The 26411-nt window shown below is 59.4% G+C and carries 20 protein-coding genes; 10 read left to right on the top strand and 10 right to left on the bottom strand.

All coding sequences use genetic code 11. The annotated features are described in order from the left end of the window. Positions 1-158: 158 nt before the first annotated feature. Entirely contained in the window at positions 159-833 is a 675-nt protein-coding gene (locus NR195_RS04655; RefSeq protein WP_256844174.1) for a gamma-glutamylcyclotransferase, read from the top strand. A 73-nt stretch (positions 834-906) separates the two neighbouring features. Here the strand turns inward: NR195_RS04655 and NR195_RS04650 are convergent, their stop codons facing one another. The 8 genes from NR195_RS04650 to NR195_RS04615 all read right to left on the bottom strand — a co-directional run bounded on the left by NR195_RS04650 (position 907) and on the right by NR195_RS04615 (position 9913). Beyond that, complete coding sequence (locus NR195_RS04650) at positions 907-2334, bottom strand: serine/threonine-protein kinase (protein ID WP_256844173.1); 1428 nt, start codon at positions 2332-2334, stop codon at positions 907-909. Between the two features lie 44 nt (positions 2335-2378). Continuing rightward, entirely contained in the window at positions 2379-3332 is a 954-nt protein-coding gene (locus NR195_RS04645; RefSeq protein ID WP_256844172.1) for a hypothetical protein, read from the bottom strand. A gap of 14 nt (positions 3333-3346) precedes the next feature. Beyond that, positions 3347-4123, bottom strand: a complete 777-nt coding sequence (locus tag NR195_RS04640; protein WP_010669994.1) for a PP2C family serine/threonine-protein phosphatase — start codon at positions 4121-4123, stop codon at positions 3347-3349. Further along, positions 4120-5256, bottom strand: a complete 1137-nt coding sequence (gene tagH / locus NR195_RS04635; protein WP_010245831.1) for a type VI secretion system-associated FHA domain protein TagH — start codon at positions 5254-5256, stop codon at positions 4120-4122. Before tagH ends, NR195_RS04640 begins: the two co-directional genes overlap by 4 nt. A gap of 36 nt (positions 5257-5292) precedes the next feature. Beyond that, on the bottom strand, positions 5293-5991 hold the full coding sequence (tagF, locus tag NR195_RS04630; RefSeq protein ID WP_010245828.1) for a type VI secretion system-associated protein TagF: 699 nt from the start codon (positions 5989-5991) through the stop codon (positions 5293-5295). A 13-nt stretch (positions 5992-6004) separates the two neighbouring features. After that, positions 6005-8119: a type VI secretion system membrane subunit TssM gene (gene tssM / locus NR195_RS04625; protein WP_033771588.1), complete on the bottom strand. Its 2115-nt coding sequence runs from the start codon at positions 8117-8119 to the stop codon at positions 6005-6007. Further along, positions 8119-9336, bottom strand: a complete 1218-nt coding sequence (gene icmH / locus NR195_RS04620) for a type IVB secretion system protein IcmH/DotU (RefSeq protein ID WP_256844171.1) — start codon at positions 9334-9336, stop codon at positions 8119-8121. The genes tssM and icmH overlap by 1 nt, the downstream gene beginning before the upstream one ends. Before the next feature lie 85 nt (positions 9337-9421). Then, positions 9422-9913 (bottom strand): hypothetical protein, encoded by a 492-nt coding sequence (locus NR195_RS04615; protein ID WP_010245819.1) that lies wholly within the window; start codon positions 9911-9913, stop codon positions 9422-9424. A 488-nt stretch (positions 9914-10401) separates the two neighbouring features. Here NR195_RS04615 and NR195_RS04610 point away from each other — a divergent pair, with 488 nt between their 5' ends. From NR195_RS04610 to cobA, 7 genes are all read left to right on the top strand, one after another. After that, the gene (locus NR195_RS04610) at positions 10402-11616 is read left to right on the top strand and encodes a nitrate regulatory protein (RefSeq protein WP_010245817.1); all 1215 of its coding nucleotides are present in this window, start codon (positions 10402-10404) and stop codon (positions 11614-11616) included. Between the two features lie 262 nt (positions 11617-11878). Next, on the top strand, positions 11879-13129 hold the full coding sequence (locus NR195_RS04605) for a CmpA/NrtA family ABC transporter substrate-binding protein (RefSeq protein WP_256844170.1): 1251 nt from the start codon (positions 11879-11881) through the stop codon (positions 13127-13129). An 11-nt stretch (positions 13130-13140) separates the two neighbouring features. Further along, on the top strand, positions 13141-14013 hold the full coding sequence (ntrB, locus tag NR195_RS04600) for a nitrate ABC transporter permease (protein WP_010245811.1): 873 nt from the start codon (positions 13141-13143) through the stop codon (positions 14011-14013). Between the two features lie 10 nt (positions 14014-14023). Next, the gene (locus tag NR195_RS04595) at positions 14024-14812 is read left to right on the top strand and encodes an ABC transporter ATP-binding protein (protein ID WP_010245808.1); all 789 of its coding nucleotides are present in this window, start codon (positions 14024-14026) and stop codon (positions 14810-14812) included. A gap of 10 nt (positions 14813-14822) precedes the next feature. Beyond that, positions 14823-18887, top strand: a complete 4065-nt coding sequence (gene nirB, locus NR195_RS04590) for a nitrite reductase large subunit NirB (RefSeq protein ID WP_256844169.1) — start codon at positions 14823-14825, stop codon at positions 18885-18887. Continuing rightward, positions 18884-21502, top strand: coding sequence for a nitrate reductase (locus NR195_RS04585; protein WP_256844168.1), 2619 nt, complete (start codon positions 18884-18886; stop codon positions 21500-21502). Before nirB ends, NR195_RS04585 begins: the two co-directional genes overlap by 4 nt. After that, positions 21502-22341 (top strand): uroporphyrinogen-III C-methyltransferase, encoded by an 840-nt coding sequence (gene cobA, locus NR195_RS04580; protein ID WP_010670001.1) that lies wholly within the window; start codon positions 21502-21504, stop codon positions 22339-22341. Before NR195_RS04585 ends, cobA begins: the two co-directional genes overlap by 1 nt. Positions 22342-22950: 609 nt before the next feature. On the opposite strand, the gene NR195_RS04575 is transcribed toward cobA, so the two are convergent. Both NR195_RS04575 and NR195_RS04570 read right to left on the bottom strand, forming a co-directional pair. Next, entirely contained in the window at positions 22951-23304 is a 354-nt protein-coding gene (locus tag NR195_RS04575; protein WP_031292988.1) for a DUF6404 family protein, read from the bottom strand. 109 nt (positions 23305-23413) lie between these two features. Next, positions 23414-24226 (bottom strand): DeoR/GlpR family DNA-binding transcription regulator, encoded by an 813-nt coding sequence (locus NR195_RS04570; protein WP_010245789.1) that lies wholly within the window; start codon positions 24224-24226, stop codon positions 23414-23416. Positions 24227-24578: 352 nt separating this feature from the next. On the opposite strand from NR195_RS04570, the gene NR195_RS04565 reads away from it, so the two are divergent. Together NR195_RS04565 and NR195_RS04560 are read left to right on the top strand one after the other, a co-directional pair. Next, positions 24579-25376 carry a GolD/DthD family dehydrogenase gene (locus tag NR195_RS04565; protein ID WP_010245786.1) on the top strand — a complete coding sequence of 266 codons (798 nt, stop codon included), beginning with the start codon at positions 24579-24581 and terminating at the stop codon, positions 25374-25376. Positions 25377-25431: 55 nt separating this feature from the next. Continuing rightward, entirely contained in the window at positions 25432-26367 is a 936-nt protein-coding gene (locus NR195_RS04560) for a D-ribose ABC transporter substrate-binding protein (RefSeq protein ID WP_010670004.1), read from the top strand. Positions 26368-26411 lie beyond the last annotated feature (44 nt).

The following is a 26411-nucleotide window of genomic DNA, read 5'->3' as shown; positions in this document are numbered from 1 at the left end:
GGTTTATCTGGTTTTTTTTAACCTGCGACCGGAATCACGCTTGTAACCCCGCGCGGAAATAGATTAATGTCAATTTGATGAACGAAACGCAGCGCCGTTTTGGAGATCATGTTACAGGAGCCATTCTGCAGGACGCCGTTGATGTTGAGGAGGTCGCATTGCTTACCCGGGAATTTCTATTAAAAGCGGATTGTAAAACGTCGTTCGGGGATATCGAAGAGGCGTTGCTCTGGAGTTGCGAGCAGCGCGCGGCCTCGCTGGCAGCCACCCTGGCCTGTCGTCCCGATCACAGCCCGGTATGGATCTTTGGTTACGGCTCGCTGATGTGGAACCCGATTTTTGAGGCGGATGAAGTGGCGTCCGGTTCGCTGGAGGGCTGGCACCGTGCTTTCTGCCTGCGGCTGATTGCCGGACGTGGCACCGCCACGCATCCCGGCCGCATGCTGGCGCTGAAGCAGGGTGGCAGAACCACGGGTCTGGCGTTTCGTCTGCCGGAAGAACGGCTGCATGAAGAGCTGGCGCTGCTGTGGAAGCGTGAGATGATCACTGGCTGCTATCTTCCAACCTGGTGTGAATTACAGCTGGAGGATGGTCGCAGCGTCACTGCGCTGACCTTTATTATGGATCCGCGTCATCCGCTGTATGAATCGGACACCTGCCCGGAGGCGATTGCGCCATTAATTGCTGCGGCCAGTGGCCCGCTGGGCTCGAATGCGCAATATCTGTTTGCTCTGGAAGAGGAGCTGACCCGGCGCGGCATGGAGGAGGAAAGTCTGAGCCGGCTGGCCCATCAGGTGCGGACATTGCAGCAAGCCTGCCTGAAGCAGGCCTGAACCGGGGCTTAACCAGAGTAAAAGGGCGCGACACTGTCGCGCCCTTTTACGATCCGGCTGCGGATTACCGGGCTTAGTTACCCGGATTAATCAGCCAGGTGCCGGGCTTATCGATGGTCAGGGATTGAGTGTGCGTCTCACTGCCATTCTTAACGTCAATTTTGTACTGTCCCGCCGCCAGATTCAGCGCGGCAAATCCGCTGCTGCCCGGTTTTACCTCAACCGGCTGTCCGTTAAGCACCACGCTTTCACCGCTCTCCAGCTTAAGATAGACGGTCGCCAGCGCGGCCGGAACGGCAGCGGCTGACGGAATTGATGCGGGCGCCTGCGTCATGGCTGAGCTGTTGTTAACCACCTCTGGTGTGGCACTGTGGCGATTCGCCAGCCAGATGGCGACAACCACGGCCAGAATGGCCACGGCAGCCAGGCCCAGCAATCCAGGCGACAGTTTACGCACCGTGCGCGGCGTCACCGGCTCGGCGGACGCGGCGGCATGATTCATCGCCATTACCACCGGCGCAGCAGCCTCAACCGGCTCCTCGACCGGCAGACCAGGCGGCTCGCCCGGCACCGGGAAGCTGTTTACCACCGCTTCCACATCACTGACCGGCAGATCAATCAACGCGGCAAAGGCATCAATCGTTTGTGGGCGATCGCCTGGCTTCATTGCCAGCGCGCAGTCAATGGCATGCAGCAGCGGCAGTGAGTAGCCTTCGGGCTGGCGTTCCACCAGCGGCTGATAATTATCTTCAATGCAGCGCACCACGCTGACCGGCGGCGGATTACCGGTAATCAGGTTATGCAGCACCGCGCCCAGGGCGTAGATATCGGTCCACGGCCCCTGTTCAACTTCACCCTCTTCGCTGTATTGCTCAATCGGCGCAAAGCCAGGTTTAAGCATGATTTCCGTTTCGTCAGAGAGGTTGCCAATCTCTTTACGCGCCGAGCCAAAATCGAGCAGAACCGGCAGCTGGTTCTCCTGAATCTGAATATTGTCGAGCGAGATATCGCGATGCAGATAGCCGGCCTGATGGATGGTGCTGATGGCACCCAACAGCGGCGGCAGCAGGCGGCGGATCCAGGCTTCAGTGATCGACGCCGGGCTGGTTACCTGCCACTCTTTCAGCGTCATACCGCTGTAGTAGAGCGTGCCCATATAGGCTGTGCCGTTCTGCTCCCAGAAGCGCAGCACGTGCAGCAGTCCCGGATGATTAAAGCGAGCCAGCAGACGCGCTTCCTGAATAAAGCTGGTGAGCCCGGCATTAAACAGCTTCTGGAAACGCTCACCGCGCAGCTCCAGCGTTAAATCGGCGGCACGGACTGCCAGCGACACCGGCATGTACTCTTTGATTGCAATAGTGCGTTCAAGCTGGTGATCCCACGCGCGATAGACGATGCCGAAGCCGCCGCCTCCGATCACTTCCTTGATCTCAAACTCATTGAAACGGTATCCGTCAGGCAGGGCATTCGGAACGGTTTTCGGATTATCATTTGCCGACATAGTGAACTCTCTGTACACGGCCTGCTCGCCAGGCTGCGCGGTAATTAATTGATGTTACGCCAGGCACCAATGGCAGGATCAACCAGATCCGCGTGCAGGGTGTCGATGAGTAACACATTCACTTTTTGCTGTGGCATGAAATAGGGCGCCCAGTGGCTGCGCAACGTATCAACTCGCGATTTCACAGCGTCAGCATCCTGCTGCGCAGCATTCTTATCCATCTTTATCAACAGGGCACCATTGAAGCGCCAGACATGTTGTTTGGCATCAAAGGGCAGCACCAGCCAGCTATCATTCGCATCCGGGCGTGTCACAATCATGCGCTGATTGTTCGCGGCGATAACCTCCAGCTTGCTGTCCGGGATCGTCAGATTGGCGATGGGATAGCCCTGATAAAAGATGACTGCCACCGGCGTTGGGTGGTCAGGGGTCGCCAGCATCAACTCACTTTTGCCTTCTGCCCAGCCATCCGGTGAGCACTGCTGCTTGCTGACATCCGGGATAAACAGGGTCTGGGCATTTTCATCCCAGGCGGTGCGAAAATGGCAGCCGCTGGGGAGATCAAAATGTTGCAGCGGCGTGCTGTTGGCGGGCCGAGACAGGTCAAGCGGTGCAGCATTACTCTCACTGGCGCTGGCGGTGGCATCTGCCATCACGATAGGACGCCAGTTCTGCAGCTTACTGGCGCTGCCGCTGGCCAGTACGCCACCCTCTTTACTGGTCATCTGCCAGGGTAGCTCGTCCAGTAATCCGCACTGATTAGCGAGCAGGGTGCCGACGCGCGGTAAAAAGGTGGTCAGCACCGCCGAATCCTTACTTTTGCCGGAGACGATGCGCAGTGGCAGCGTCTCTTTGCACCAGTCGTCAGGCGCTTTACTCACCACATTATCGATATAGACCTCCAGCGCCAGGCTGGGGGAGTAGACAACCCGATAATTTTCAGCCTGGGCGTGAAAGGCAATCAGCAGGGTGATGATGCCGGGCAACCACAGTTTCATAAGGATCCTTGGAATCAAAAACGAGGCGGCAGAAAGCGCGCCGAATCAGCCAGTGAATAGAGCAGCGTTGCCTCCTCCGGCTCACCAATCCAGACCGCCAGTGCGCTGAGATTATCTTTCTTAACGTTGCGGCTTACCGCCTGTTCCATCAGAGCCAGCCACTCCTCGCAGGCATTCACCATGCGCAGCGCCTGTTCCATTTCATGACTGGCCAGATTCAGCCAGAAGCCATCGGTGCAGACCAGAAACGCGTCGCCATCCTCCAGCGCAATCTCCTGCGAAAAGCTTACTAAGCGAGGCGGTTCAGCGCCGAGCGCATTATAGAGTAAATTACTGTTAATGCCGGTATTTTCATAGCCCGCTTCTTTCAGCTGCTGGGCCAGACTATGATCGCGAGTGACCTCATGAAGCACGCCGCGGCGGAAGTGGTAAACCCGGCTGTCACCGGCATGCGCCCACCATGCGCGCTGTTTTTCGCGGTCAATAAACAGGGCCGCCAGCGTGGTGCTCATGCGTGAATATTTCGGATTTTTACCCTGTGCCTCATGCAGCGCTAAGCGGCACTGTTCAATCGCCTGATGGGTTATCTCCGGCGTCAGGTCGGCGTGCGCCTGTAACTGGCTCAGCAGGGTGTCACGCACCAGCTGTGCCGCCATCTCGCCGCCGGGCAGACCGGCCACGCCATCGCAGACCACAAAGCAGGCTTTACGCTCATCCAGCTCTGCGCCGGTGCGATCCTGATTCTCATCGCGTAGCCCCTGCTGGCAGCGGCTGGCAAAAACGATTTTCATGGTTCATCTACCCGCGTCTGAGAGTCCTTATACTGATTCACCTCCATGTCATAGGCATGGAGAAAGGCCTCGCCAAACAGCGTATGGAAATCATCTTCGATCTCTCCGGCCGTACGCTGATAATTACGGGTGAAGTAGTCCCACAGCGCCGCCTTCTTCATGGCGGAAAAGGGCATTTTTGACACCACGCCATCGGCACGCGCCTGCTCCTCCAGCCGCTGCGGATTAAAGGATTGCAGCATCGCCGCAATAATGGCGCGGATACCGGCAATCATCCCCAGCTGGTGGGCCTGCAAATCGACCAGGGCATCGCGTACCGCCTGTTCCGGCGGCATAAACCCGGGCATCTGGCTCTGGTACATCTGCATCAGCACGGTTTTGCCGGAGGGCAGGATCTTGAACGGATTGTTGGCCTCATTCAGGATCATCGTCATGTCCGCTTTGACACCACGCTTGAGAATGGATCGCGAAGAGAGCAGCGCGACAGTGCCCTGGGAAAAGAGGCTCAGCATCCGGCCAGTAATGCGCATCTGCTCTTCATCCACCGGCGTGGCGTGACCGTTGCTCAGCCCCATCCCCTCCAGCAGTGCGGCGATCAGCCGATCCTGATCCACCGGCTGCGCCGTCAGCGCCCGACGCGGCTCGCTGGCCTGGGGGTCGATAGCCAGTCGCGCATCGTTGTGGCGCTCGTGGCGTGAGGGCGTGACCTCACTGACCAGCAGCCGGTCCTCAACCTCATGATGTTCGTGAATGCCCAGCGGATTCGCGGGCTGAGCGCTGTCGCCAGCAAACAGCGCCAGCGGATCGCTCTGCGTGTCGTGGCAGGCGGGGTCTCGTACTTCCAGCGCATAGTCACCGATGCGCAGCGCATCGCCATGCTTCAGCACGACCTGCATGCCGCGACCCAGGGTAATGCCGTTATGCTCCACCGGGGTCACGCTGCCCTGGTTCGTCAGACGGCACTCTCCGTCATGCGACAGGTGAACCAGCGCCTGCAGACGCGAAATGGCCCGAGTCTCATCTGGCAGCACCAGATCGTTGTCCTGACTGCGGCCAATGGTACCGCCAGGCGGTTGAAACGCGACGCTTCTGACCGGAACATCCGTAGTGCATTGCACAATGGTAAATTGCATGAGTTATCCCAGATTGAACGGCAAACGCTTCCGGCCTCACTCGAACATCGGAGGATAGAGGCCATTACGTCCCGGCTGTGAACCTGCCGCCGGGTTAAACAGTAACGAAAACAGTTGCGCGGTGAGGTTGCCGCTGTGCTTGTGGGTCGCGTGGGCAAAACCATCACTGCGGTTACTCCACCAGTAGCTCATATGCTGCTGAGGGTCGAAACGTTCAGCCACTTCACGCCAGCTCAGCGTGCAGGGCAGATCCTGAAAACCGATCACATCCATGATTTCAGAGGGCTTCCTGGCCGGCACCAGCAGCGGTGGCAAAGCCTGTATCTGCTGCTCTAACTGCTCGCCGTTCAGCGGTGTCTGAACCGCCCGTAACAGTGTCGCGCCCAGATCCTGAAACCAGTCGCCGGAAATGGTCAGCTGAGCAGGATGCCACTGAGCCAGCGTGAAGCTGTGCAGGGCCAGCAGCGGCCAGGCGCGTCCGACGCGGTCACAGGAGGGCAGCAGACAACCCATCTGTATCTGCGGTCGGGTCGCGGTAACCGGCAGCACAAAGTTCCACACCGGCGCGTGGAGAAAGTCCGCGCTGTAGGAATACGCCTGCTGATGCCAGTGCATTAATCCCTGCTGGAACCAGTGATTCCACGGGCTAATCTGTTGCTCGCTCAGTCGATGGTGCAGAAAGTCACCGGTCGACGGCAGCTTGCCATACCAGCCGGGGGCCGTGTAAGCAGCCATGTTCACCTCACCATTACTCGCTATGCGAGTTTGATTGCGGGGCCGGGTGCCGCGGCGCTACCGCCAGCATGCCGCCCGCCTGGTCCGCAATTTTCAGATTCTCTGCAAGCTTGCGCATCATCAGTGCATTATCACGTGCATAAGGCGACGACTGAATCTGCTGATCCAGCAGCTGGCTCAGGTGCCAGTCAAGCTGCTGCAGGTCGCGGGCGCTTACCGTATCGGGCAGGGAGCGCTGTAAATTTTGCAGCAGCCAGGCCCGTAAAAACTCGCCATCATAATTACGCGGTTGATAGAGCATCTGATAGGCGCGCAGCGCATTGCGGCTGTAGGCGTTATCATCACCCGGGTCGTTGCGCAGGATATTCGTGATCTGCTGCGCCACACGCGGCAGCAACAAAGACTTAAGCGCATTTTGATAAAGCACCCAGGCGGCATCGCTGATCTGATTACCCCGGTATAAGCCCGCCCGCATAGTAAGCGGCGGATTATCGAGGGAAAAGCGCGCCGAGAGCGGCAACTTCACCAGGTTATTCAGAAAGGGTAGCAGATCAAAAATATTATCAGCAGGCTGATGAATCACCTGCTGACTTTGCTCACGGATAAGTGGTACCCGTGCGGCAACCTGCTGCAGATACTGTTGATTCTGGTAGTAACTGATGCCCCACAGGCTGGAGGCGATCAGCAGGGCGCCTGCCAGCACGCCGTAGCCAATCCAGTGGAACAGCTGATTACGGTACTCCCAGCGGCGATTACTGCCGGCCAGGCCGCTCTCTTTGAATATCAGATCGCTGAGCAGGTCACGAATAAAGAAGCTCTGGCCTTTGTTGCCGGGAATCGGACTGTTGCGATTAACGCTGTCCCAGGCCGCAATCGAGTGATCGCCCGCCTGACGCAACTGCAGTTTGCGGCTCAGTTCACCCATCACCCGATCAAACGGCAGGCCTTCCTGCGTTCCGCTGGTGAAGAAGAGGCCGCGCGGGCTCCAGGCGACCGCATCCTGATGGTCAGAAAAAACGATATCCAGATATTCGTTCAGCAGTGGACGCAGCGAGGCGAACTCCTGCGGGAAGAGGAAGCACTCAGCGCGCTCGTTCAGGTCGCGCTCATGGGTCATCTGCTCCGCCAGTTGTTGCTGGAGCTGCTGTTCCAGCCGCTGAAACTGCTGGCCAAAATGGCGATGCCAGTCATCTTTGTGCGGCTTGCCCAGCTCCCAGTTAAACGTGAAGCCCCAGATAGCATCTCGCCGCGCTTTATCAATCGAGCCGAAGTAGCTCATAAAGCCTTTCAGCAGATCGGTTTTGGTGACCATCACATAAACCGGGAAGTGAATACCGGTCTGCTGATGCAGTTCTGCCATGCGCTCTCGCAGCGCGCTGGCCTGGGCGAAACGCGCTTCGGCTGAATCACTCAGCAGATCGGCGACGCTGATGGTCATGATCACACCGTTAATCGGCTGGCGGGTGCGATAGCGTTTCAGCAGATTGATAAAACTGTGCCATTCCGCGGCATCTCGCACGCGCTGGCTCTCCTGCAACGCATAACGACCGGCGGTATCAATCAGCACCGCGCTGTCAGTAAACCACCAGTCACAGTTGCGGGTGCCCCCGACGCCGCGAACCGCATTTTTGCCCAGCGTATCGGTCAGCGGGAAATCGAGGCCGGCATTAAACAGTGCGGTGGTTTTACCGGCGCCGGGCGCACCCATGACCAGGTACCAGGGCAGCTGATAGAGATAATTAGCGTTAAAGCGTGAGAGCAGGTTCCCGCTGTGACGACGGCCAAACTGGGTGCGTTTCAGCTGCATCGCAGCTTCGCTGAAGCGCTGGTTGAGCCGCTCTTCGGTCATCTGACGTTCCGCCGGGTCGTCGTTGCCCGACAGCTGAAGCTGGGTCAGTAAGCGGCTGTTGAACCAGGCACGATAGAGCGACGGGATCAGCTGGAACAGGATCCAGAGAAAATAGAGGGCGCTCACGGTGAGCTGGCGAGGCAGCACGGGTTCCAGTGGGCGCGATTCGCCCCATGACCAGAACGGCCCCAGCATCCAGACCAGACAGCTCAGCGCCGTGACGCCAATAAAGCTCCACAGCAGGCGATGCGTTAGCAGCAGGCGAAGGGAGGCGCGCATTATTGTGCTCCTTGATGATTACTGAGCGTTTCAGGCGCGGCAAACAGGGTGATTTCAACGCGGCGGTTGCGGGTCCGGTTTTCGCTGCTGTCGTTGGGCAGCAGCGGGTCGCTGTCGCCGCGGCCTTCGGAGCGAACCGTATGGCCGTCAGCCAGTTGCAGTTGTAACAACTGGGTAATGGCGCGGGCGCGGGCAAATGAGAACTCATAGCTGGAGGCAAAGCGGCTGTTATCCACCGGATGATCATCGGTAAACACCGACACCAGAATGGTCCCTTTGACATCTTTCATTGCGGTTGAGACGCGGGCCAGCAGGGCGCGCCCCACCGGATTGATCACCGTGCCCTGTTCGGCGAACAGTTTGTCCGCGGGGATGATCACTTTGCTGCCAAAGGCACCATCGCTGACCTCAAGCTGCCCGGCTGCAATCACATCATTCAGGCGCTGACGCAGATCGAGTAGCGCCTGCGGGGAAGAGGGACGACGGCCCGCGGTAATCTGCGGCAGCGGCGTCTGATAGATAGTACGCAGCAACGGTTCGGCGGCATTGCCGAGACGCCAGTTCAGGCCGCTGTAGATCAGGCAGCCGATCAGCGCGACCAGCATGGCACAGGCCCAGAGCGGCACCATCGGGCGGGCGAGGGTGCTCACCAGCGGATGCACTTCAACCAGTGGCGGTTGCGCTGTCTGGCGCTGGGCGCGCGTTTCGTCAATCAGGGTTTTCAGGCGTTTACGGATACCATCGCACTGGGCGCGACCATTTTCACTGCCGCGATAGCGGCCTTCATAGCCCAGCAGCAGACAGTATTGCACCACTTCCAGCAGCCAGAGGTGTTGTTGCGGGCTTTGTGAAATGCGCGACAGCAGTTGAAAGAATTTCTCGCCGCCCCAGCTTTCATTATGGAAGGTCACCAGCATGCCGTTGCCAGACCAGACGCCGCGCGTGCCCCAGGGGGTTTGCGCTGCCGCTTCATCGAGCGCGCTGCAGATGCAGTAACGCACGCCGATAATCATCTCAAACGGCAGCCCTGCCTGTTTACAGCGTTGTTCAAACTGGCGGATTTCATCGATCAGAGACTGGCGCAGACCCGCAGGGTCATCGTGGGTGGCTGCCTGACGAATTTGCACCACCGCGTTCAGCAGTGGCGCCGCAGCCTGAAGTAAGAGATTCTCATTGCCTGAGGGGGTCGCCTCACGCGCAGGGGATTCCACAGTCATTAATTCGTGATCTTCCAGCCAATGGCAAATCCCTGTACCCGCAGCCCGGGACGGTTCTGCGGGCAATATGCGCCGGATTTCATATTCAGTCTAAGATCCAGGTCGCGGTATCGTTAGTCCGGCAGGCTTTGCTGGCGCCGCCGACGGCCACACAGACCTGTTTCGTTTTGCGGGGACGGGGACGATCGCTCTGCACGGTGGCATCGTAACGGCTGCTCTCTACACCCGCTTTTAATGGCACATAACCGATCAGCGGGCCGTCAGCCTGGTCAGCAATCGCCAGCCAGCTGTGTTCCACATTACCTAATACTTCGAACGGTTTACCCGTTTCGAGATAGCGAACCACTTTGCCGCCGTAATCAGGCGAGGTCATGACGGATGCGCCATAAAGCGCCCGCCAGGTCTGATTGACCGGCTCAAATTCAGTCGGTGCCGCGACAGCGTGTCGATGGACCAGTTTGACGCCGTTAATTTCGCTGGTGACCAGCGTATCGTCAGTGACGGGCGGCGGCGGGGCCTTACAGCCTGCCAGGGTAAGAACCGCCAGCAGCGTTAACGCAAGACTCTTTTTCACCATGTTCCTCGTGATCTCATCAAAGTATCTGCATATTGCCAGGCCCGATGCCAGGAGGCGATCTTTATCGCGCCGCATCGTGCCGAAATTCTGTTTTTAAAAAAAGGGTCAGATTACATCGGGATAGTAACGCATTCAGTTTACCTAAGACTTTTGAGAATTCAAACCATTGCACCCGCTGCTGATGCGTGATAGCAGGCGCTTTACGAGCGGGTTTCGGTATAAGAAAAGCGCCAGGTAATGTGATAGTTAAATCGAACTGAATTATCGCAGAGACAAACCGGTTGAGAACAGTGCCGCGCATTCTGACATGCAATGAATCCGATTGGAAACTATTAAGATTTACTAATAACTTGTTGCCGAAAAAATTTATCAGTTTGCGTTAAGAAACTTATCAAAATCAGATTTTACGCCCCTGCTCAGACCCTCTTTTTTCCGGAAAGCGGCACGCCTTTTGCTTCTGAAAGGTTTTAACCGCACTGAGGTGAGCAATGAGGGACGCCCTGACCTGGCTGCAGGCATCACGCGCGAGCGATATCGCCAGCCTGCAACGTCTTCTGGAAACCGGCGAGCTGATGGCTGCCGTCAGTGAACTGGTCCATCGGTTGCAGCGGGAACGTGGCGCAAACAATCTCTGGATCTGCTCTGACGGAGCGCTGTTCAGCGCCGAACGTCATGCCCGCCAGCAGGAGGTCAGCGCCGGCCTGGAGCATTTTTATCAGGCGCTGCCGGCCGCCATAGCGCAGCCCGGCTACAGCCGCTTCTGCAACCTGATTGCCGCTGCCCTGCAGGCGCTGGCCGGACTGCCTGCGCTGCGCCAGCAAATCAGCCAGCGTGAGCTTGATCAGGCCGCGGCGATGGCCGCCTTTAACCAGGTTATCCGTACTTTACTCAATCTGGTGTTTGAGGCGGCCGACACCGCCAGCTATCCCGGCATCTCCCGTGCACTGATCGCCCTGTTCAGTTTTATGCAGGGCAAAGAACTGGCCGGGCAGGAGCGGGCCATCGGCTCAGCCGGCTTTGCGGCGCGTCAGTTCACCCCCGACCAGCGCAGCCAGATGGTCGCCCTGATTGCGGCACAGGAGCAGAGCTTTATCACCTTCCGGGAGTTTGCTGACAGCGCCGCGTGTGAATCCTGGCAGCCGCTGGCTCAGGCCAGCCGCGACATCGAACGCCTTCGTCGCATCGCCTGCACCGGCGGCCGTTGTGATGAGACCGGCGCGCTGCACTGGTTTTCCCTGCTCTCTGAGCGGCTGGATCAGATGAAAATGCTGGAGGATGCCCTGACGGCGACATTGATGCAGCGCTGCCGGGCTGCCATTGATCAGGCACAACAGCAGGCGGCAGGAACAGTGGTGCAGGGCGACAGCAATTTTTCGCTTTACGTCTCCGGGGCGGACTGGCTGCCTGGCGCGGCGGCGCTCGACAGCGACGGTCTGGCCCCGCAGCTGGGGCGCTCGGTGCTATCGCTGATTGGCGAACAGTCGCAGCGTTTGCAGCAGCAGGCGGATGAACTGGCGGCGATGCGCGCCTCACTGGACGAGCGGCGGGTGATCGATCAGGCCAAACACTGGCTGATGCAGCAGCAGGGTTTCACAGAAGAGGCCGCCTGGCAGGCATTACGCAAAAGTGCGATGAATCAGAATAAGCGGGTACTGGAGATCGCGCAGGCGGTACTGGCGGTAGCGAAGACCCTGAGCAACTAACCCGGATGAGGTAGCTGCACAACCTTTGTGCGTGATCTGCGTCAGAAACGTGCAAAAACGGTTAATTTTTCAACAGTGCGTCACCGCAGATCGGCATTAAGGCTGTTTCGGCGATCTGGCACATCCTTTGCTTAATCCCTATAGAGAGTACGCATTGCTCCCGCCAATGGCGGTGGGGTCAGTGCTTTGGATAAAGGCGTCCATCCGCAGGCTTCGGCTTGTCGGAGGACGCCTTTTTTTATTTCTGTTCAGGGGCAACAAGATGAGCAAAACGCCATTTTCACTGACACGACGTCAGGCGCTGATCTCCGGCGCCGCGCTGGGTGCGGCCTGGATCGTTCCGGGATTACGAAATGCGGTCTGGGCAGCGGGATCAGATGCGCCAGAAAAAGCGCAGGTGCGGGTCGGCTTTATCCCGCTCACTGACTGCGCGCCGGTGGTGATGGCCTCTGTGAAAGGCTTCGACAAAAAGTATGGTCTCACATTGCAGGTCAGCAAAGAGGCGAGCTGGGCGGCGGTGCGCGACAAACTGACCTCCGGTGAGCTGGATGCGGCGCATGTGCTCTACGGCATGATCTACGCCCTGCAACTGGGCGTAGCGGGTCCGCAGCACGACATGGCGAACCTGATGACGCTCAACCATAACGGCCAGGCGATCACCCTGTCGAACCAGCTGAAAGCCAGTGGGGTCACCGATGCGGCCAGCCTGAAAAAGGCCATTGATGGCAGCGCCAAAGGCAGCTTTACCTTCGCCCATACCTTTCCGACCAGCACCCATGCCATGTGGCTCTATTACTGGCTCGCCAATGCGGGCATCCACCCGTTTGATGACGTGCGCACCGTGGTCGTGCCGCCGCCGCAGATGGTGATGAACATGAAAATTGGCAACATGAGCGGCTTCTGCGTTGGTGAGCCGTGGAACCAGCGCGCCATCAGCGACAACATCGGTTTTACCGCCGCCACCAGCCAGCAGATCTGGCCGGAGCATCCGGAAAAAGTGCTCGGCACCCGCGCAGAGTGGGTGAAAGAGAACCCCAACACGGCCCGTGCACTCACCGCCGCTGTGCTGGAGGCCGCGCGCTGGATTGATGCCTCGGACGACAACCGCCGCGAAACCGCGCAGGTGTTAGCCAGCCGCGCCTGGATCAATACCAAAGTGGAGACGTTACAGGGTCGGATGCTCGGTCAGTATCAGAACGGCCTGGGGCAGTCGTGGCAGGACGCTCACCCGATGCGCTTCTTTGACAACGGCAACGTCAGTTTTCCCTGGCTCTCAGACGGCATGTGGTTCCTGACCCAGATGAAACGCTGGGGCCTGCTTGCCAGCGATCCCGACTACCTCGCGGTGGCGCGCCAGATCAACCGCATCGACATCTACAAACAGGCTGCCAGCGCAGTCGGACAGGTTGCACTGCCCGCCAGTGAAATGCGCAGCAGTACCTTCATCGACGGCAAGGTCTGGGATGGCAGCGATCCTGCCGCCTATGCCGCCAGTTTCGCTATCAAACGTTAAGAGAGGTTGCTATGAAAACTGACGCGCGCGCCCTGGCGCAGCCGGTGCAGAGTCACAATAGTGCCACCGTTATTCCGTTACAGGTCACCCCGAAAGCCGCAGCCCGTCCGGCGCGTCTGCGTCCGCTGTTGCAGCGCGCCATTCCCGCCACCGGTGGCCTGTTATTAATGCTGCTGGTGTGGCAGATCGCGGCGCTGTCGCAACCGGGTTTCCCTTCGCCTTACGCCACCTGGCAGGCCGCTCAGGTCCTGTTCGCTGACCCGTTCTACAGCAACGGCCCCAACGATCAGGGCATCGGCTGGAACGTGCTGGCGTCGCTGCAACGCGTCGGCATTGGATTCGGCCTGGCCGCGCTGGTCGGCATTCCGGCGGGCTTTTTAATCGGTCGCTTTAGCTTTATGGCGCAGATGTTCAATCCCGTCATCGCCCTGCTGCGGCCGGTGAGTCCGCTGGCCTGGCTGCCGATTGGCCTGCTGCTGTTTCAGCGCGCCGAGCCTGCCGCCAGCTGGACCATTTTTATCTGTTCGATCTGGCCAATGATCATCAACACCGCCGAAGGGGTACAGCGTATCCCGCAGGATTACCTCAACGTGGCGCGGGTGTTACAGCTCTCTGAGTGGACGGTGATGCGCCGGATCCTGCTGCCCGCCGTGCTGCCCGCGGTGCTGACCGGGGTCCGTCTCTCTATCGGCATCGCCTGGCTGGTGATCGTCGCCGCCGAAATGCTGACCGGCGGACTGGGCATCGGCTTCTGGATCTGGAATGAGTGGAACAACCTCAACGTGGAAAACATTCTGGTCGCCATTCTGGTCATCGGCGTAATCGGGCTGCTGCTGGAACAGGGGCTGATGCTGCTGGTCCGTCGTTTTAGCTGGGATAAATAAGGAGAGCACGATGCAACAGATCATTCGCGTCCAGCAGGTCAGCCAGCGTTTTGCCACCGCCAGCGGCGAGTTTCTGGCGCTGGACAATGTCAGTTTTGATATTCACGAAGGGGAAACCCTGAGCCTGATCGGCCACTCCGGCTGCGGCAAATCGACGCTGCTGAACCTGATTGCCGGTTTAACCCGGCCCAGCAGCGGCGTGCTGCTGTGTGATAACCGCGAAATCACCGGCCCCGGCCCGGAGCGCGCGGTGGTGTTTCAGAACCATTCGCTGCTGCCGTGGCTGACGGCATTTCAGAACGTCGAACTGGCGGTGCAACAGGTGTTTAAAGGACGCTTCAGCAAAGCGGAGATGCGTGACTGGATCGAGCACAACCTTAATCGGGTGCAGATGAGCCATGCCATGCACAAGCGGCCCGGCGAAATCTCCGGCGGCATGAAGCAACGCGTGGGTATTGCGCGGGCGCTGGCGATGAAGCCACGCGTGCTGCTGCTGGATGAGCCGTTTGGCGCGCTGGACGCCTTAACCCGCGCTCATCTGCAGGACAGCGTGATGCGCATTCAGCAGGAGCTGAACACCACCATCGTGCTGATTACCCATGACGTGGATGAAGCCGTGCTGCTGTCAGACCGGGTGCTGATGATGACTAACGGCCCGGCGGCGCAGGTTGGCGAGATCCTCACTGTCGATCTGCCACGTCCGCGTTCACGGGTGGCGCTGGCGGATGAGCCGCGCTACCACCAGTTGCGACAGAAAGTGCTGCATTTCCTCTATGAAAAACAGACCACTGCGGCGTAAGGAACAGACCATGAAGCAACGGTTGCTGGTGATAGGTAATGGCATGGCGGGAATGCAGATGGTGGAGAGCCTGCTGCAACGTGCACCGCAGCGCTTCGCCATCACGGTCATTGGCCGCGAGCCGCACGGCAATTACAACCGTGTGCTGCTCTCGCCGGTGCTGGCGGGTGAAACGCCGTTCAGTGAAACGCTGATCCACGATCGCGACTGGTATGAGCGGCACGGCGTCACGCTGCTATCCGGCGAAACCGTGCTGCAGGTCGATCTGTCGGCACGTACAGTGCAGACCGATTATCGCCAGCTGGGCTGGGATCGGCTGGTGTTTGCCACCGGTTCACAGCCCCGTTTGCCCGCCATTCCCGGCATCAACGCGGATTGCGTACTGGGTTTTCGCAGTATCGCCGACGTCCGGCAACTCCTGGCGTGCCAGGGACCGGTGGTGGTGTTGGGCGGTGGTTTTCTCGGCATTGAAGCGGCGGCGGCACTCTGTGCCCGTGGGCGTGAGGTTACGCTGGTTCATCACAAACCCTGGCTGCTGGATCGCCAGCTGGATGCAAAGGTGGGCGAGCTGTTGCTGACGGCACTCCAGCAGCGCGGTATCCGCTGCATGCTGAACAGCGGACTCACGGCGATTGACGAGGCGGGTGTGACGCTGACCAGCGGTCGTCACTGCGCCGCCACGCAGGTGGTGATTGCCATCGGCGTTCAGCCGGAGATAACGCTGGCGCAGGCAGCGGGTCTGCCGTGTCAGCGCGGCATTCTGGTCGATGGGCAGTTACGCACAGCGGTCCCGTCGGTGTACGCCGTAGGCGAGTGCTGCGAAATTGGCGGCGAAACCTTTGGCCTGGTCGCACCCTGCCTGACGCAGGCGCAGATTCTGGCCGCACAGCTGGCGGGGTCGCCACTGGCGGATTTTGTCAGCCAGCCGCAGGCGACGCGGCTCAAAGTCAGTGGCATTTCGCTGTTCAGCGCCGGGGATGTCAGTGAGGCACCCTCCATCAGCAGTTTTGATCCGATCTCCGGCGACTACCGCCGTCTGTTTCTTCGTCAGGGCCGCCTCTGTGGCGTATTGCTCTCTGGCGACACCCGGCAGGGTCCCGCGCTGCTGGCGCGTCTGCTGCACACCGAAGCTGTCACGCTCGAAGCCCTGTTCGATTCCCGTCAACCTGAACCGCAGCCGCAGGCTGCAGAGAGTCCTGAGATGAGTAAACCGGTATTAGCCGTGGTGGGTCACGGCATGGTCAGTCACCACTTTCTTGAACAGCTGGTTGCCCGCGAACTGCATCAGCACTACCACATCGTGGTTTACGGCGAGGAGCGTCAGCAGGCTTACGATCGGGTGCATCTGTCGGACTATTTCAACGGCAAAACGGCCGACGATCTGTCGCTGGTCAGCGCGGACTTTTTTACCCTGCACGGCATCGAACTGCGCAGCGGCTGCGCAGTCGTGGCGATCAATCGTCAGCAGCGCAGTCTGCGTGACAGCGCGGGCAATGAGCTGGCGTGGGATAAGCTGGTGCTGGCTACCGGCTCGCGTGCTTTTGTACCGCCGGTACCGGGCCACGACGACGAACGCTGCTTTGTCTACCGCACGCTGGATGACCTTGATGCCATTGCTGCCTGCGCCCGCAATAGCCAGCGCGGCATCGTGATTGGCGGCGGCCTGCTGGGTCTGGAGGCGGCGAATGCGCTGCAGCAGCTCGGGCTGGAAACGCATGTGGTGGAGTTTGCGCCACGCCTGATGGCAGTGCAGCTCGATGAGGGCGGGGCGCTGATGCTGCGCCAGAAGATCGATGCGCTGGGCGTCACGGTTCACACCTCAAAACAGACCGAACTGATTGAGCGTCAGACCGACGGTAGCGTGGTGCTGCGCTTTGCTGACGGCAGCAGTTTACCCGGCGATCTGGTGCTGTTCTCCGCCGGTATCCGGCCGCGCGATGAGCTGGCACGTGAAGCGGGCCTGACGCTGGGACCGCGCGGCGGCATTGAGATCAACGATCGCTGCCAGACCAGCGATGAAGAGGTGTTTGCCATTGGTGAATGCGCACTGTGGAACGGTCAGATCTTTGGTCTGGTCGCGCCAGGCTATCAGATGGCACGCGTGCTGGCCGGGCATCTGGCGGCTGAATCCACCGCCTTCAGCGGCGCGGACATGAGTACCAGACTGAAACTGCTGGGGGTGGAGGTGGCGTCGTTTGGTGACGCGCATGGCCGCACGCCGGGCAGTCAGCACTATCACTGGACCGACGGGCCAAAAGGCATCTACAAGAAAATCGTGGTTTCTGCCGACAGCACCCGGCTGCTGGGCGGCGTGCTGGTCGGTGACAGCAGCGACTACGCCACGCTGCTGCAGATGATGCTCAATGAGTTACCGCTGCCTGCCGCGCCAGAAAGCCTTATCCTGCCTGCGCTGTCGGGGGCGCCGAAAGCGCCAGGCGTCGCGGCGTTGCCTGACAGCGCCCAGGTCTGCTCCTGTCACAACGTCAGCAAGGGCGAAATCTGCGCGGCGGTGAAAGGCGGATGCGGTGAGATGAGCAGCATCAAAAGCTGCACCAAAGCGGCTACGGGCTGCGGCGGCTGTGCGGCACTGGTAAAACAGGTGATGGAGTTTGAGCTGGAAAACCTCGGTGTCGAGGTAAAAAAAGATATCTGTGAACATTTCAGCTATTCGCGCCAGGAACTTTATCACCTGGTGCGGGCCGGTGAGTTCAGAACCTTTGATGCGCTGCTGACGTCACATGGTCGGGGGCAGGGTTGTGAAGTGTGCAAACCGCTGGTGGCGTCACTGCTCGCCTCATGCTGGAACGACTATCTGCTAAAACCGGCGCATCTGCCGTTGCAGGACACCAACGACCGCTATTTCGCCAATATCCAGAAAGATGGCACCTATTCGGTGGTGCCGCGCGTCCCGGCGGGCGAAATCACGCCGCAGGGGTTGATCGCGATTGGCGAGGTGGCGGCGCGTTACGATCTTTACACCAAAATCACCGGCGGTCAGCGTATCGACCTGTTTGGCGCGCGGCTCGATCAACTGCCTGATATCTGGCAGACGCTACTGGCGGCGGGTTTTGAAACCGGTCACGCCTACGGCAAGTCGCTGCGCACTGTGAAGTCCTGTGTGGGGTCGACCTGGTGCCGCTACGGCGTGCAGGATTCAACCGCTTTCGCCATTGCGCTGGAGAACCGCTACAAGGGGCTGCGCGCCCCACACAAGATCAAGATGGCGGTATCGGGCTGTACCCGCGAATGTGCGGAAGCGCAGAGCAAAGATATCGGGGTGATCGCCACGGAAAAGGGCTGGAATCTCTATGTGTGTGGCAATGGCGGCATGAAGCCGCGCCACGCCGACCTGTTCGCCAGCGATCTCGATGATGCCACGCTGCTGCGTTATGTCGACCGCCTGCTGATGTTCTATATCCGCACCGCAGACAGGCTGCAGCGCACCAGCGTCTGGATGGACAATCTGGAAGGCGGCCTGGACTATCTGCGTCAGGTGGTGATTGAGGATAGCCTCGGTCTGGGCGAGACGCTGGAGCAGGAGATGCAGCGGGTGGTGGACGCGTATCAGTGCGAGTGGCAGACCACGCTGGCGGATCCTTCACGACTTGCGCTGTTTACCCCTACGGTCAACAGCGATCGCCCGGATGAGACGCTGCACTACAGCCGGGTGCGCGGTCAGCGTCAGCCGGAGGCCGTTACCGATCGTCCGCTGTTACCGCCGCCAGCCGAGCCGTGGAGCGCGGTGTGTACACTGGAGGCGATTCCTCAGCAGGCGGGGATCGGGGCGCGACTGGGTAGCGAACGTGTTGCGCTGTTCCGCTTTGGCGATGCGCTTTTTGCGCTGGAAGACCGCGAACCCGGCAGCGACGCCAGCGTGCTCTCACGTGGGATCCTTGGCGATGTGGGCGGCGAGCCGGTGGTGATCTCCCCGCTCTATAAGCAGCGGATACGGTTGCGTGACGGACAGAGCCTGGATAACCCGCAGCATCAGCTGCGCTGCTGGCCGGTGAAGTTGGAAGCGGGTCAGATCTGGCTGGCAAATCGTCCGCTGGATCAGCTGGCGCAGGCATCATGAACAGTACCTGTCCCTATTGCGGCGTCGGCTGTGGCGTCTGCGTCACCCCGCAGGGGGCGCATCAGGCAACCGTGATCGGCGATCCGCACCATCCCGCGAATGCAGGTCGGTTGTGCGTAAAAGGCGCAGCGCTGGGCCAGACCCTGACGCCGCAAGGGCGTTTGCTGAACGCCGAGGTTAACGGGCAGCGCGTCAGCCTGGACGCTGCGCTGGATTCGGCGGCGGCGGGATTGCGGGCGGTTATCGATCAGTATGGCCCGCAGGCGGTGGCGTTTTACGGCTCCGGCCAGCTGTTGACCGAGGATTACTACGTCGCCAATAAGCTGATGAAGGGCTACATCGGTGCAGCCAACATCGATACGAATTCGCGGCTCTGCATGGCGTCGGCGGTGGTCGGTTATAAGCGGGCGCTGGGGGCCGATGCGGTGCCCTGCTGCTATGAGGATCTGGAGCAGGCCGACCTGGTGCTGCTGGTGGGGTCTAATGCTGCCTGGGCGCATCCGGTGGTGTGGCAGCGGCTGATGCAGGCGAAGCTGCAACGTCCGGCGATGTGTATTGTCGTTATCGATCCGCGGCGTACGGCGAGTTGCGATCAGGCCGATCTCCACCTGCCGTTGCGGCCCGGCAGCGATACGGCGTTGTTTTCCGGTCTGCTGCACTGGCTGGCGCAGCAGGATGGCATTGATGCCAGCATGTTGCCGCACCTGAATGGTGTGGACGAGACGCTGACCGCCGCAGCGCAGTGGGGTGTGGCGCGAGTGGCAGAGGCATGTGACTTAACCGTGCAGCAGGTCGCGCACTTTTTCCAGCTTTTCAGCCAGCACGATCGGGTGCTGACGCTATGGTGCATGGGGATTAATCAGTCCGCCACCGGCAGCGACAATAACCAGGCGATTCTTAATCTGCATCTGCTGACGGGCAAAATAGGCCGCGCGGGCTGTGGTCCTTTTTCGCTGACCGGACAGCCAAATGCCATGGGCGGACGGGAGGTGGGTGGCCTGGCGAATCAGCTGGCGGCGCATATGAATTTTACTGAAGCGGATTGCGAACGGGTGCAGCGTTTCTGGCGCAGTCCGGCCATTGCCCGGGAACCGGGACTGGCTGCACTGGATCTTTTCCGGGCACTGGCGGATGGCACGGTGAAAGCAGTGTGGATTATGGGCACCAATCCGGCGGTGTCGATGCCTGAGGGCAACCGCGTCGCGCAGGCGCTGGCGGCCTGTCCGCTGGTGATTGTATCAGATGTGATGGCGCAGACCGATACCAGCGCCTTTGCCAATATTCTGCTGCCCGCCCAGGGGTGGGGCGAGAAGAACGGCACGGTGACCAATTCCGAGCGGCGTATTTCACGTCAGCGCGCTTTTGCCGCCGCACCCGGTGACGCCCGGCCTGACTGGTGGTTGCTGTCGCAGGTGGCCAGGCGTTTAGGGTTTGATGAAGGCTTTAACTGGCAGCATCCGGCAGAGATTTTCCGTGAGCATGCGGCGTTGTCAGGTTTCGAGAACCGGGGCGCCAGGGCGTTTGATATCAGCGGCCTGGCGCAATTGAGTAATGCTGACTGGGATGCGCTGCGTCCGGTGCAGTGGCCGGTTAACGCGGCCTGTCCGCAGGGCTGCGCCCGGCTGTTTGGCAATCGTCGGTTTTTTCATCCGGATGGTAAGGCCCGGTTGCGGGTGCCGGCCACGCCGGTTGTCGCCCCGCGCGAACCGGCGTATCCGTTGTTGATGAATACCGGACGGGTGCGCGATCAGTGGCACACCATGACGCGTACCGGGCTGGTGCCGCGTCTGATGCAGCATTGCGATGAACCGTTTGTCGCGCTGCATCCGGCGGATGCGGCAACGTATGGCGTGACGGCGGGCGGACTGGCGCGGGTGCAGTCTGTTCAGGGCTGGATTAGCGTGCGGGTGCGTGTCGATGCCGGGATGCGGCGCGGCGAGCTGTTTGTGCCGATGCACTGGAACCGGCAGTTCAGTCAGCAGAGTCACGTCGATTTACTGGTGGCCGCCCGCGCCTGTCCGTTTTCGGGGCAGCCCGCGCTGAAGCAGACGTCGGTGCGGATTCTGCCGTTGAGGGTGAGCTGGCAGGGCTGGCTATGGCAGCGCGAGATAGCGCAGCCCACAGGGTTGCGTTACTGGGCGCGTACCCCCTATCCGGCGGTGCAGCGTTATGCGGTGGCGGGCGAGGGCTCGCCGCAGGTCTGGCTGGACGGGCAGGTTGTTCTTTCAGGCTGTCACAGGCAGGTTGCGACCGGCAGCGGCAATGATTACCGGTTGCTGGCATGGCGTGACGGCGAGTTGCAGCTGGCGTTTTATGCCGGCTCCGTGTTGCCGTCGATTGATAGTGCGTGGGTCGCCGAGGCCTTTAGTCATGCGCCGCAGGATGCGGCAGGGCGGCACAGTGTACTGGCAGGACAGCCCGCGCAGGGCGCGGCCACGGGACGGATTATTTGCAGTTGTATGGCGGTGGGTGAGCAGACGATTTTACAGGCGGTGGCGCAGGGGTGTCGTACAACTCAGGCGTTGGGCGAAAAGCTAAAGTGCGGCACGCAGTGCGGCTCCTGTATTCCGGAGCTGAAGCAGTTGTTGCTGTCCGAAGTGATGTCGGAGGAATGATGACACGAGCAATTGATTCTCTGGATAAGTTACTGGCCCCGGTGGATGCCGTGTCGCAACAGGGCGCGGTGTGGCTGGTGGGTGCGGGCCCTGGCGATGTGGAACTGCTGACCGTTAAGGCGTTGCGGTTGCTGCAGCGTGCTGAGGTGGTGGTATATGACCGGCTGGTGAGTGACGCGGTGATGGCGGAGGTGCCGGAGCAGGCGTTGTGTATTGATGTGGGTAAGCAGCCGGGGCAGCATGGTCTGAAGCAGGCGCAGATTAATCAGTTGCTGGTGGAACTGGCGCGCAGTGGACGCAATGTAATCCGGCTGAAGGGGGGCGATCCGTTTGTTTTTGGTCGCGGAGGCGAGGAGATGGTGAGCGTGCAGCAGGCCGGGATTCGCTGTGAGGTCGTGCCAGGGATTACGGCGGCTGTGGGCTGTGCGGCAGCCAGCGGAATTCCGTTGACGCATCGGGATTGCGCGCAGTCTTTGCGGTTGATTACCGGGCATGGGCGGAACGGCGAGCCGCAGCTGGAGGCGGCTGCGCTGACGGCGGTGAATCAGACGCTGGTGTTTTATATGGGGTTGAGCTGGAGTGCGTCGATCAGTGCGCAGTTGCAGGCGCAGGGACGTGATGCGGAGACGCCGGTGGCGATTATTGAGAATGGGACCCGGCCCGATCAGCGGGTGTTGATTACCACGCTGGGGGGATTAGCGGAGACGGTGGCGCGGGATAAACCGGTGTCTCCGTCGTTGCTGATGGTGGGTGAAGTGGTGCGGTTTTATCGGGCGGATTTGCAGGTGCGGGGTGGGGAGACGGTGAGCCGGTGCGTCGTGCAGGAAAGACCTGCCTGATCGCAAAGGGATCCCGCATCCCTGCGGACTGAGCTCGCCATCCCTGGCTCGCACACTTTGCTCTTCAGGCAGGGCTTACCTGCACTGTTGGCATTGGTGCGGGGTTTTGCGGGATCAGGTCTGGATTGAGTGGGCGTATGTCTTGGTGGTAAGGCCGGAACGGTGCGGCAAGACGGTGCGGCGTGCAGGAAAGGCCTGCCTGATCGCAAAGGGATCACGCATCCCTGCAGACTGGGCTCGCCATCCCTGGCTCGCACACTTTGCTCTTCAGGCAGGCCCTTCCTGCCCGGCTGGCGGCGGTGCGGTTTTTTTTGGGATCAGATCTGGATTGAGTGCGGTTGATGAGAGTGGAAGTGCCCGAGCAGGACGAAAAGAGCAGTCCAGTGTGGGAAGGCAGGTGAGGGTTGGTAAGACGGTGCGTCGTGCAGGAAAGGCCTGCCTGATCGCAAAGGGATCCCGCATCCCTGCGGACTGGGCTCGCCATCCCTGGTTCGCACACTTTGCTCTTCAGGCAGGCCTTACCTGCACGATTAGCGATAGTGCGTGCTTACAGTGGAGGCACCATCGTGCAGGTGCACTGTATAAAAGACGATGGAGCTTTAGCTGGCTTTAAAGCTCCTCCCACACAGGCAGGTTGTGAACCTTTTTTCGATATGCGTGAAACAGTGCCATTGTCGTACCGAAGAACAGACCTGCGATCAGATTGGGTATCAGCGAATAGTTGTCGTCAGACACGCCCGGAAGAGAAGGCAATAAGAGCAGCAGTGGCATCATAAGCGTGTACATGCTGGCAAACACCACAAGATTGAGCCAGAAAGGAGTGAAACTCGGGGGTGGAAGATGGATATTCATTTTCCATAACAAACGATGTAATGGCGGAGCAGAGTTACTCGGCCATATTTTCTTCGCTGCCATCAGGGCTAAAGCCCGCGCTTTCCTGCGCTCGAAAATCTCGTTTTTCATCGTTTTATCATCCGTTACATCCCTGCTTAGCATTCGCTCTGGAGCGTAACTTAATCCTGTGGCTGTCTGATGACAGCGAGTGGCTGAATCGATGTTGTTTCAACAAGCATTACATCGCCCGCTTCAGCGGCAGCGGGGCCACCAGCACTTTCACGCCTAGCGCTTCAAACGCTTTGACCTGCGCAGTGCTGATGCCGCTGTCGGTGATCAGGTAGTGAATATTGCTCCAGTCACAGGGCAGCGCGAACATCGAAACCTTGTCGATTTTGCTGGAGTCAGCGACCACGTAAACCGTGCTGGCGGATTTGATCATCGCCAGCTTTACCTTGATGTCGGTTTCACTGGGGAAGCTCAGACCCAGACGCGGTGAGATGCAGGCGGTCGCCAGGAAGAGTTTACCGGCCAGCACGTTTTCGAAGAAGCTGGCCGCCTTTTCACCGGAGGTAGAGAGCGTCGGAAATTTAAAGGTGCCGCCGGTCAGCAGGATGTTGATCCCCGGCTCGCCGCCCAGTTTCAGGGCGATATTCACCGCGGTCGTCACGACCGACAGGCGGCGGATGTGGCTGATGGCATCGGTGATCGCGGTGGTCGTGGTGCCGGAATCGAAAATCACCGTGTCGCCATTTTCGATATGCTGCGCCGCCAGCCGGCCAATCGCCTCTTTCTCTTCCAGATGCGTCTGCCGCTCCAGCAACATCGCCCCGGTATTCTGTTTGCCCGTCATCAGCGTCGCGCCACCATGATAGCGCTGTACAAAGCCCTGTTTTTGCAGCATGCGAAGGTCGCTGCGTAAGGTGGCTTCGGTCAGTCCAAAGGTCTCCGTCAAAGCTTTAACCGTGACCGTGCCATCCTCACGGATCATCTCCAGAATTTTCTCGCGGCGTTGCTGCATGTCAGCGAACTGCTCACTTTTGCTTTTCAATCGAAATGCTCCCTTTTCCAATAACCTGAGAAGTCGGGCGAACAAGGTCTTTGTGGCTGAGTTTAACGCGCCATTTTTATGAATGCGAGATAGCCTGATCTGTCTTTGGTTTTCGAATGAAAATGTAAAATGTGCAGGCTATTGAATCTCTCACGCTTTCCGGATTGCAACCAGCTGCCTTTATTTCGGGACTGGAAGCCAGATCACGTCTTTTCAATCAGATAAGCCGCTTTGCAGGGCAGATGGTCGAAATTTGATCTGCTCCACACAACATTTCTTTTCGATAGCTTATATTTTTGTTCGAAAATGAGTGAATCAACGGCATCGGCAAAAATCTGAGGGGAAGAGTGGGATGAGTGGTGAATATGACGTAAACCTGCGCTACGGCGTGGATACCGCAATGAATCTGGCCGGCAAAGTGGCCGTCGTGACCGGCGGGCTGGGCGGTATCGCGATGGCGACCAATGGCATGTTGCTGGAGAAGGGCGCGAGTCTGGCACTACTCTATCCGCCGTTTGAAGCAGAGAAGGTGGCCAGCCTGAGGGCAGATTTCCCCGTCGAGCGGGTGCAGTTTGTCTGCTGTGACGTTACCGATCCCGCGTCGGTTGAACAGGCTTTTGACGATGTGGTTTCCCACTATGGCCGGATCGATATCCTGGTGAACTGCGCAGGCTACGTGATGCTGCAGCCGGTGATCGAGACCGATTTTGCCGAGTGGCAGAAGCAGATTGCGGTGAATCTCACCGGGCCTTTTCTCTGCTCACAGGCCGCCGCACGGCTGATGATCCGTGCCGGTGCGGGCGGCAAAATTATTAATATCGCCTCCCAGGCGGCATCCATCGCTATCGACAACCATGTCGCCTACACCTCAGCCAAAGCGGGCCTGCTGGGCATGACCAAAGTGATGGCCAAAGAGTTTGCCCCGCATCGCATCAACGTTAACACCCTGTCGCCCACCGTGGTGCTGACGCCGATGGGCGAAAAGGCCTGGCGCGGCGAGAAGGGCGAGCAGATGAAGAAACTGATTCCGCTCGGACGCTTTGCCTATACCGATGAGATCGCCGCTGCGGTGCTGTTTTTCGCCAGCAACGGCAGCGACATGATCACCGGCGCCGATTTGATGATCGATGGGGGCTTTACCATCTGGTAAGGCCAATCCAGCCCCCGGGAATTCATACCCTGCCATAACGATAAGAGAGAACATCATGAAAAACCGTACTTTGCTGTGCACTGCCGTGGCTGCCTGTCTGGTTTCGCAGGCGGCGTTTGCCGCCGAAAAGGGCACCATTATGATTCTGGTTAACTCACTCGATAATCCCTACTACGCCTCCGAAGCCAAAGGCGCCAATCTCAAAGCGCAGGAACTGGGTTACAAAACAACGGTGCTGTCGCACGGTGAAGATGTGAAAAAGCAGAGCGAACTGATCGACGCCGCTATCGGTAAAAAAGTGCAGGGTATCGTGCTGGATAACGCCGACTCCACCGCCAGCGTGGCGGCGATTAAAAAAGCCAAAGATGCCGGGATCCCGGTGGTGCTGATCAACCGCGAAATCCCGGTGGATGATGTGGCGCTGGCACAGATCACCCACAACAACTTCCAGGCGGGTTCAGACGTTGCCAACGTCTTTGTTGAAAAGATGGGCGAAAAGGGCAAATACGCCGAACTCGCCTGTAACCTGGCGGATAACAACTGCGTGACACGCTCGAAATCGTTCCATCAGGTGCTGGATCAGTATCCTGATATGCAGAGCGTGGCACGGCAGGATGCCAAAGGCACGCTGATCGACGGCAAGCGCATTATGGACAGCATCCTGCAGGCGCATCCGGATGTGAAAGGGGTGATCTGCGGTAACGGCCCGGTGGCGCTGGGCGCCATTGCCGCGCTGAAGGCGGCCGGTCGCAACGATGTCATCGTGGTGGGGATTGATGGCAGCAACGACGAACGCGATGCAGTGAAAGCGGGCACGCTGAAAGCCACGGTCATGTTGCAGGCGCAGGCGATTGCCGCTGAAGGGGTGACCGATCTCGATAACTTCATTCAGAAGGGCGTGAAGCCGGAAAAACAGCGGGTGATGTTCCGCGGCATTCTGATTACCCCGGAAAACGCTAAAGGTGTACAGGACTTTAACTACAAGTCGTAATTAAACGCTGTCGCGCCTGCGAAAGCGGGCGCCAGGGAGAAGAT

The organism is Pantoea sp. Ft-CA_14 (assembly GCF_024520875.1).
GTDB classification, from domain to species: domain Bacteria; phylum Pseudomonadota; class Gammaproteobacteria; order Enterobacterales; family Enterobacteriaceae; genus Pantoea; species Pantoea agglomerans.
Note: the sequence above shows the minus strand (reverse complement) of the source record. Positions and strands in the feature narration are given on the sequence as shown.

What these genes read in the sequence shown, in the direction of transcription:
- tagH (WP_010245831.1), bottom strand. Translation starts at nt 5,256, where the DNA reads ATGCAATTTACCATTGTGCAATGCACTACGGATGTTCCGGTCAGAAGC.
- NR195_RS04575 (WP_031292988.1), bottom strand. Translation starts at nt 23,304, where the DNA reads ATGAAAAACGAGATTTTCGAGCGCAGGAAAGCGCGGGCTTTAGCCCTG.
- icmH (WP_256844171.1), bottom strand. Translation starts at nt 9,336, where the DNA reads ATGACTGTGGAATCCCCTGCGCGTGAGGCGACCCCCTCAGGCAATGAG.
- NR195_RS04610 (WP_010245817.1), top strand. Translation starts at nt 10,402, where the DNA reads ATGAGGGACGCCCTGACCTGGCTGCAGGCATCACGCGCGAGCGATATC.
- NR195_RS04650 (WP_256844173.1), bottom strand. Translation starts at nt 2,334, where the DNA reads ATGTCGGCAAATGATAATCCGAAAACCGTTCCGAATGCCCTGCCTGAC.
- NR195_RS04645 (WP_256844172.1), bottom strand. Translation starts at nt 3,332, where the DNA reads ATGAAACTGTGGTTGCCCGGCATCATCACCCTGCTGATTGCCTTTCAC.
- tagF (WP_010245828.1), bottom strand. Translation starts at nt 5,991, where the DNA reads ATGGCTGCTTACACGGCCCCCGGCTGGTATGGCAAGCTGCCGTCGACC.
- NR195_RS04560 (WP_010670004.1), top strand. Translation starts at nt 25,432, where the DNA reads ATGAAAAACCGTACTTTGCTGTGCACTGCCGTGGCTGCCTGTCTGGTT.
- NR195_RS04565 (WP_010245786.1), top strand. Translation starts at nt 24,579, where the DNA reads ATGAGTGGTGAATATGACGTAAACCTGCGCTACGGCGTGGATACCGCA.
- NR195_RS04640 (WP_010669994.1), bottom strand. Translation starts at nt 4,123, where the DNA reads ATGAAAATCGTTTTTGCCAGCCGCTGCCAGCAGGGGCTACGCGATGAG.
- nirB (WP_256844169.1), top strand. Translation starts at nt 14,823, where the DNA reads ATGAAGCAACGGTTGCTGGTGATAGGTAATGGCATGGCGGGAATGCAG.
- tssM (WP_033771588.1), bottom strand. Translation starts at nt 8,119, where the DNA reads ATGCGCGCCTCCCTTCGCCTGCTGCTAACGCATCGCCTGCTGTGGAGC.
- ntrB (WP_010245811.1), top strand. Translation starts at nt 13,141, where the DNA reads ATGAAAACTGACGCGCGCGCCCTGGCGCAGCCGGTGCAGAGTCACAAT.
- cobA (WP_010670001.1), top strand. Translation starts at nt 21,502, where the DNA reads ATGACACGAGCAATTGATTCTCTGGATAAGTTACTGGCCCCGGTGGAT.
- NR195_RS04595 (WP_010245808.1), top strand. Translation starts at nt 14,024, where the DNA reads ATGCAACAGATCATTCGCGTCCAGCAGGTCAGCCAGCGTTTTGCCACC.
- NR195_RS04605 (WP_256844170.1), top strand. Translation starts at nt 11,879, where the DNA reads ATGAGCAAAACGCCATTTTCACTGACACGACGTCAGGCGCTGATCTCC.
- NR195_RS04585 (WP_256844168.1), top strand. Translation starts at nt 18,884, where the DNA reads ATGAACAGTACCTGTCCCTATTGCGGCGTCGGCTGTGGCGTCTGCGTC.
- NR195_RS04615 (WP_010245819.1), bottom strand. Translation starts at nt 9,913, where the DNA reads ATGGTGAAAAAGAGTCTTGCGTTAACGCTGCTGGCGGTTCTTACCCTG.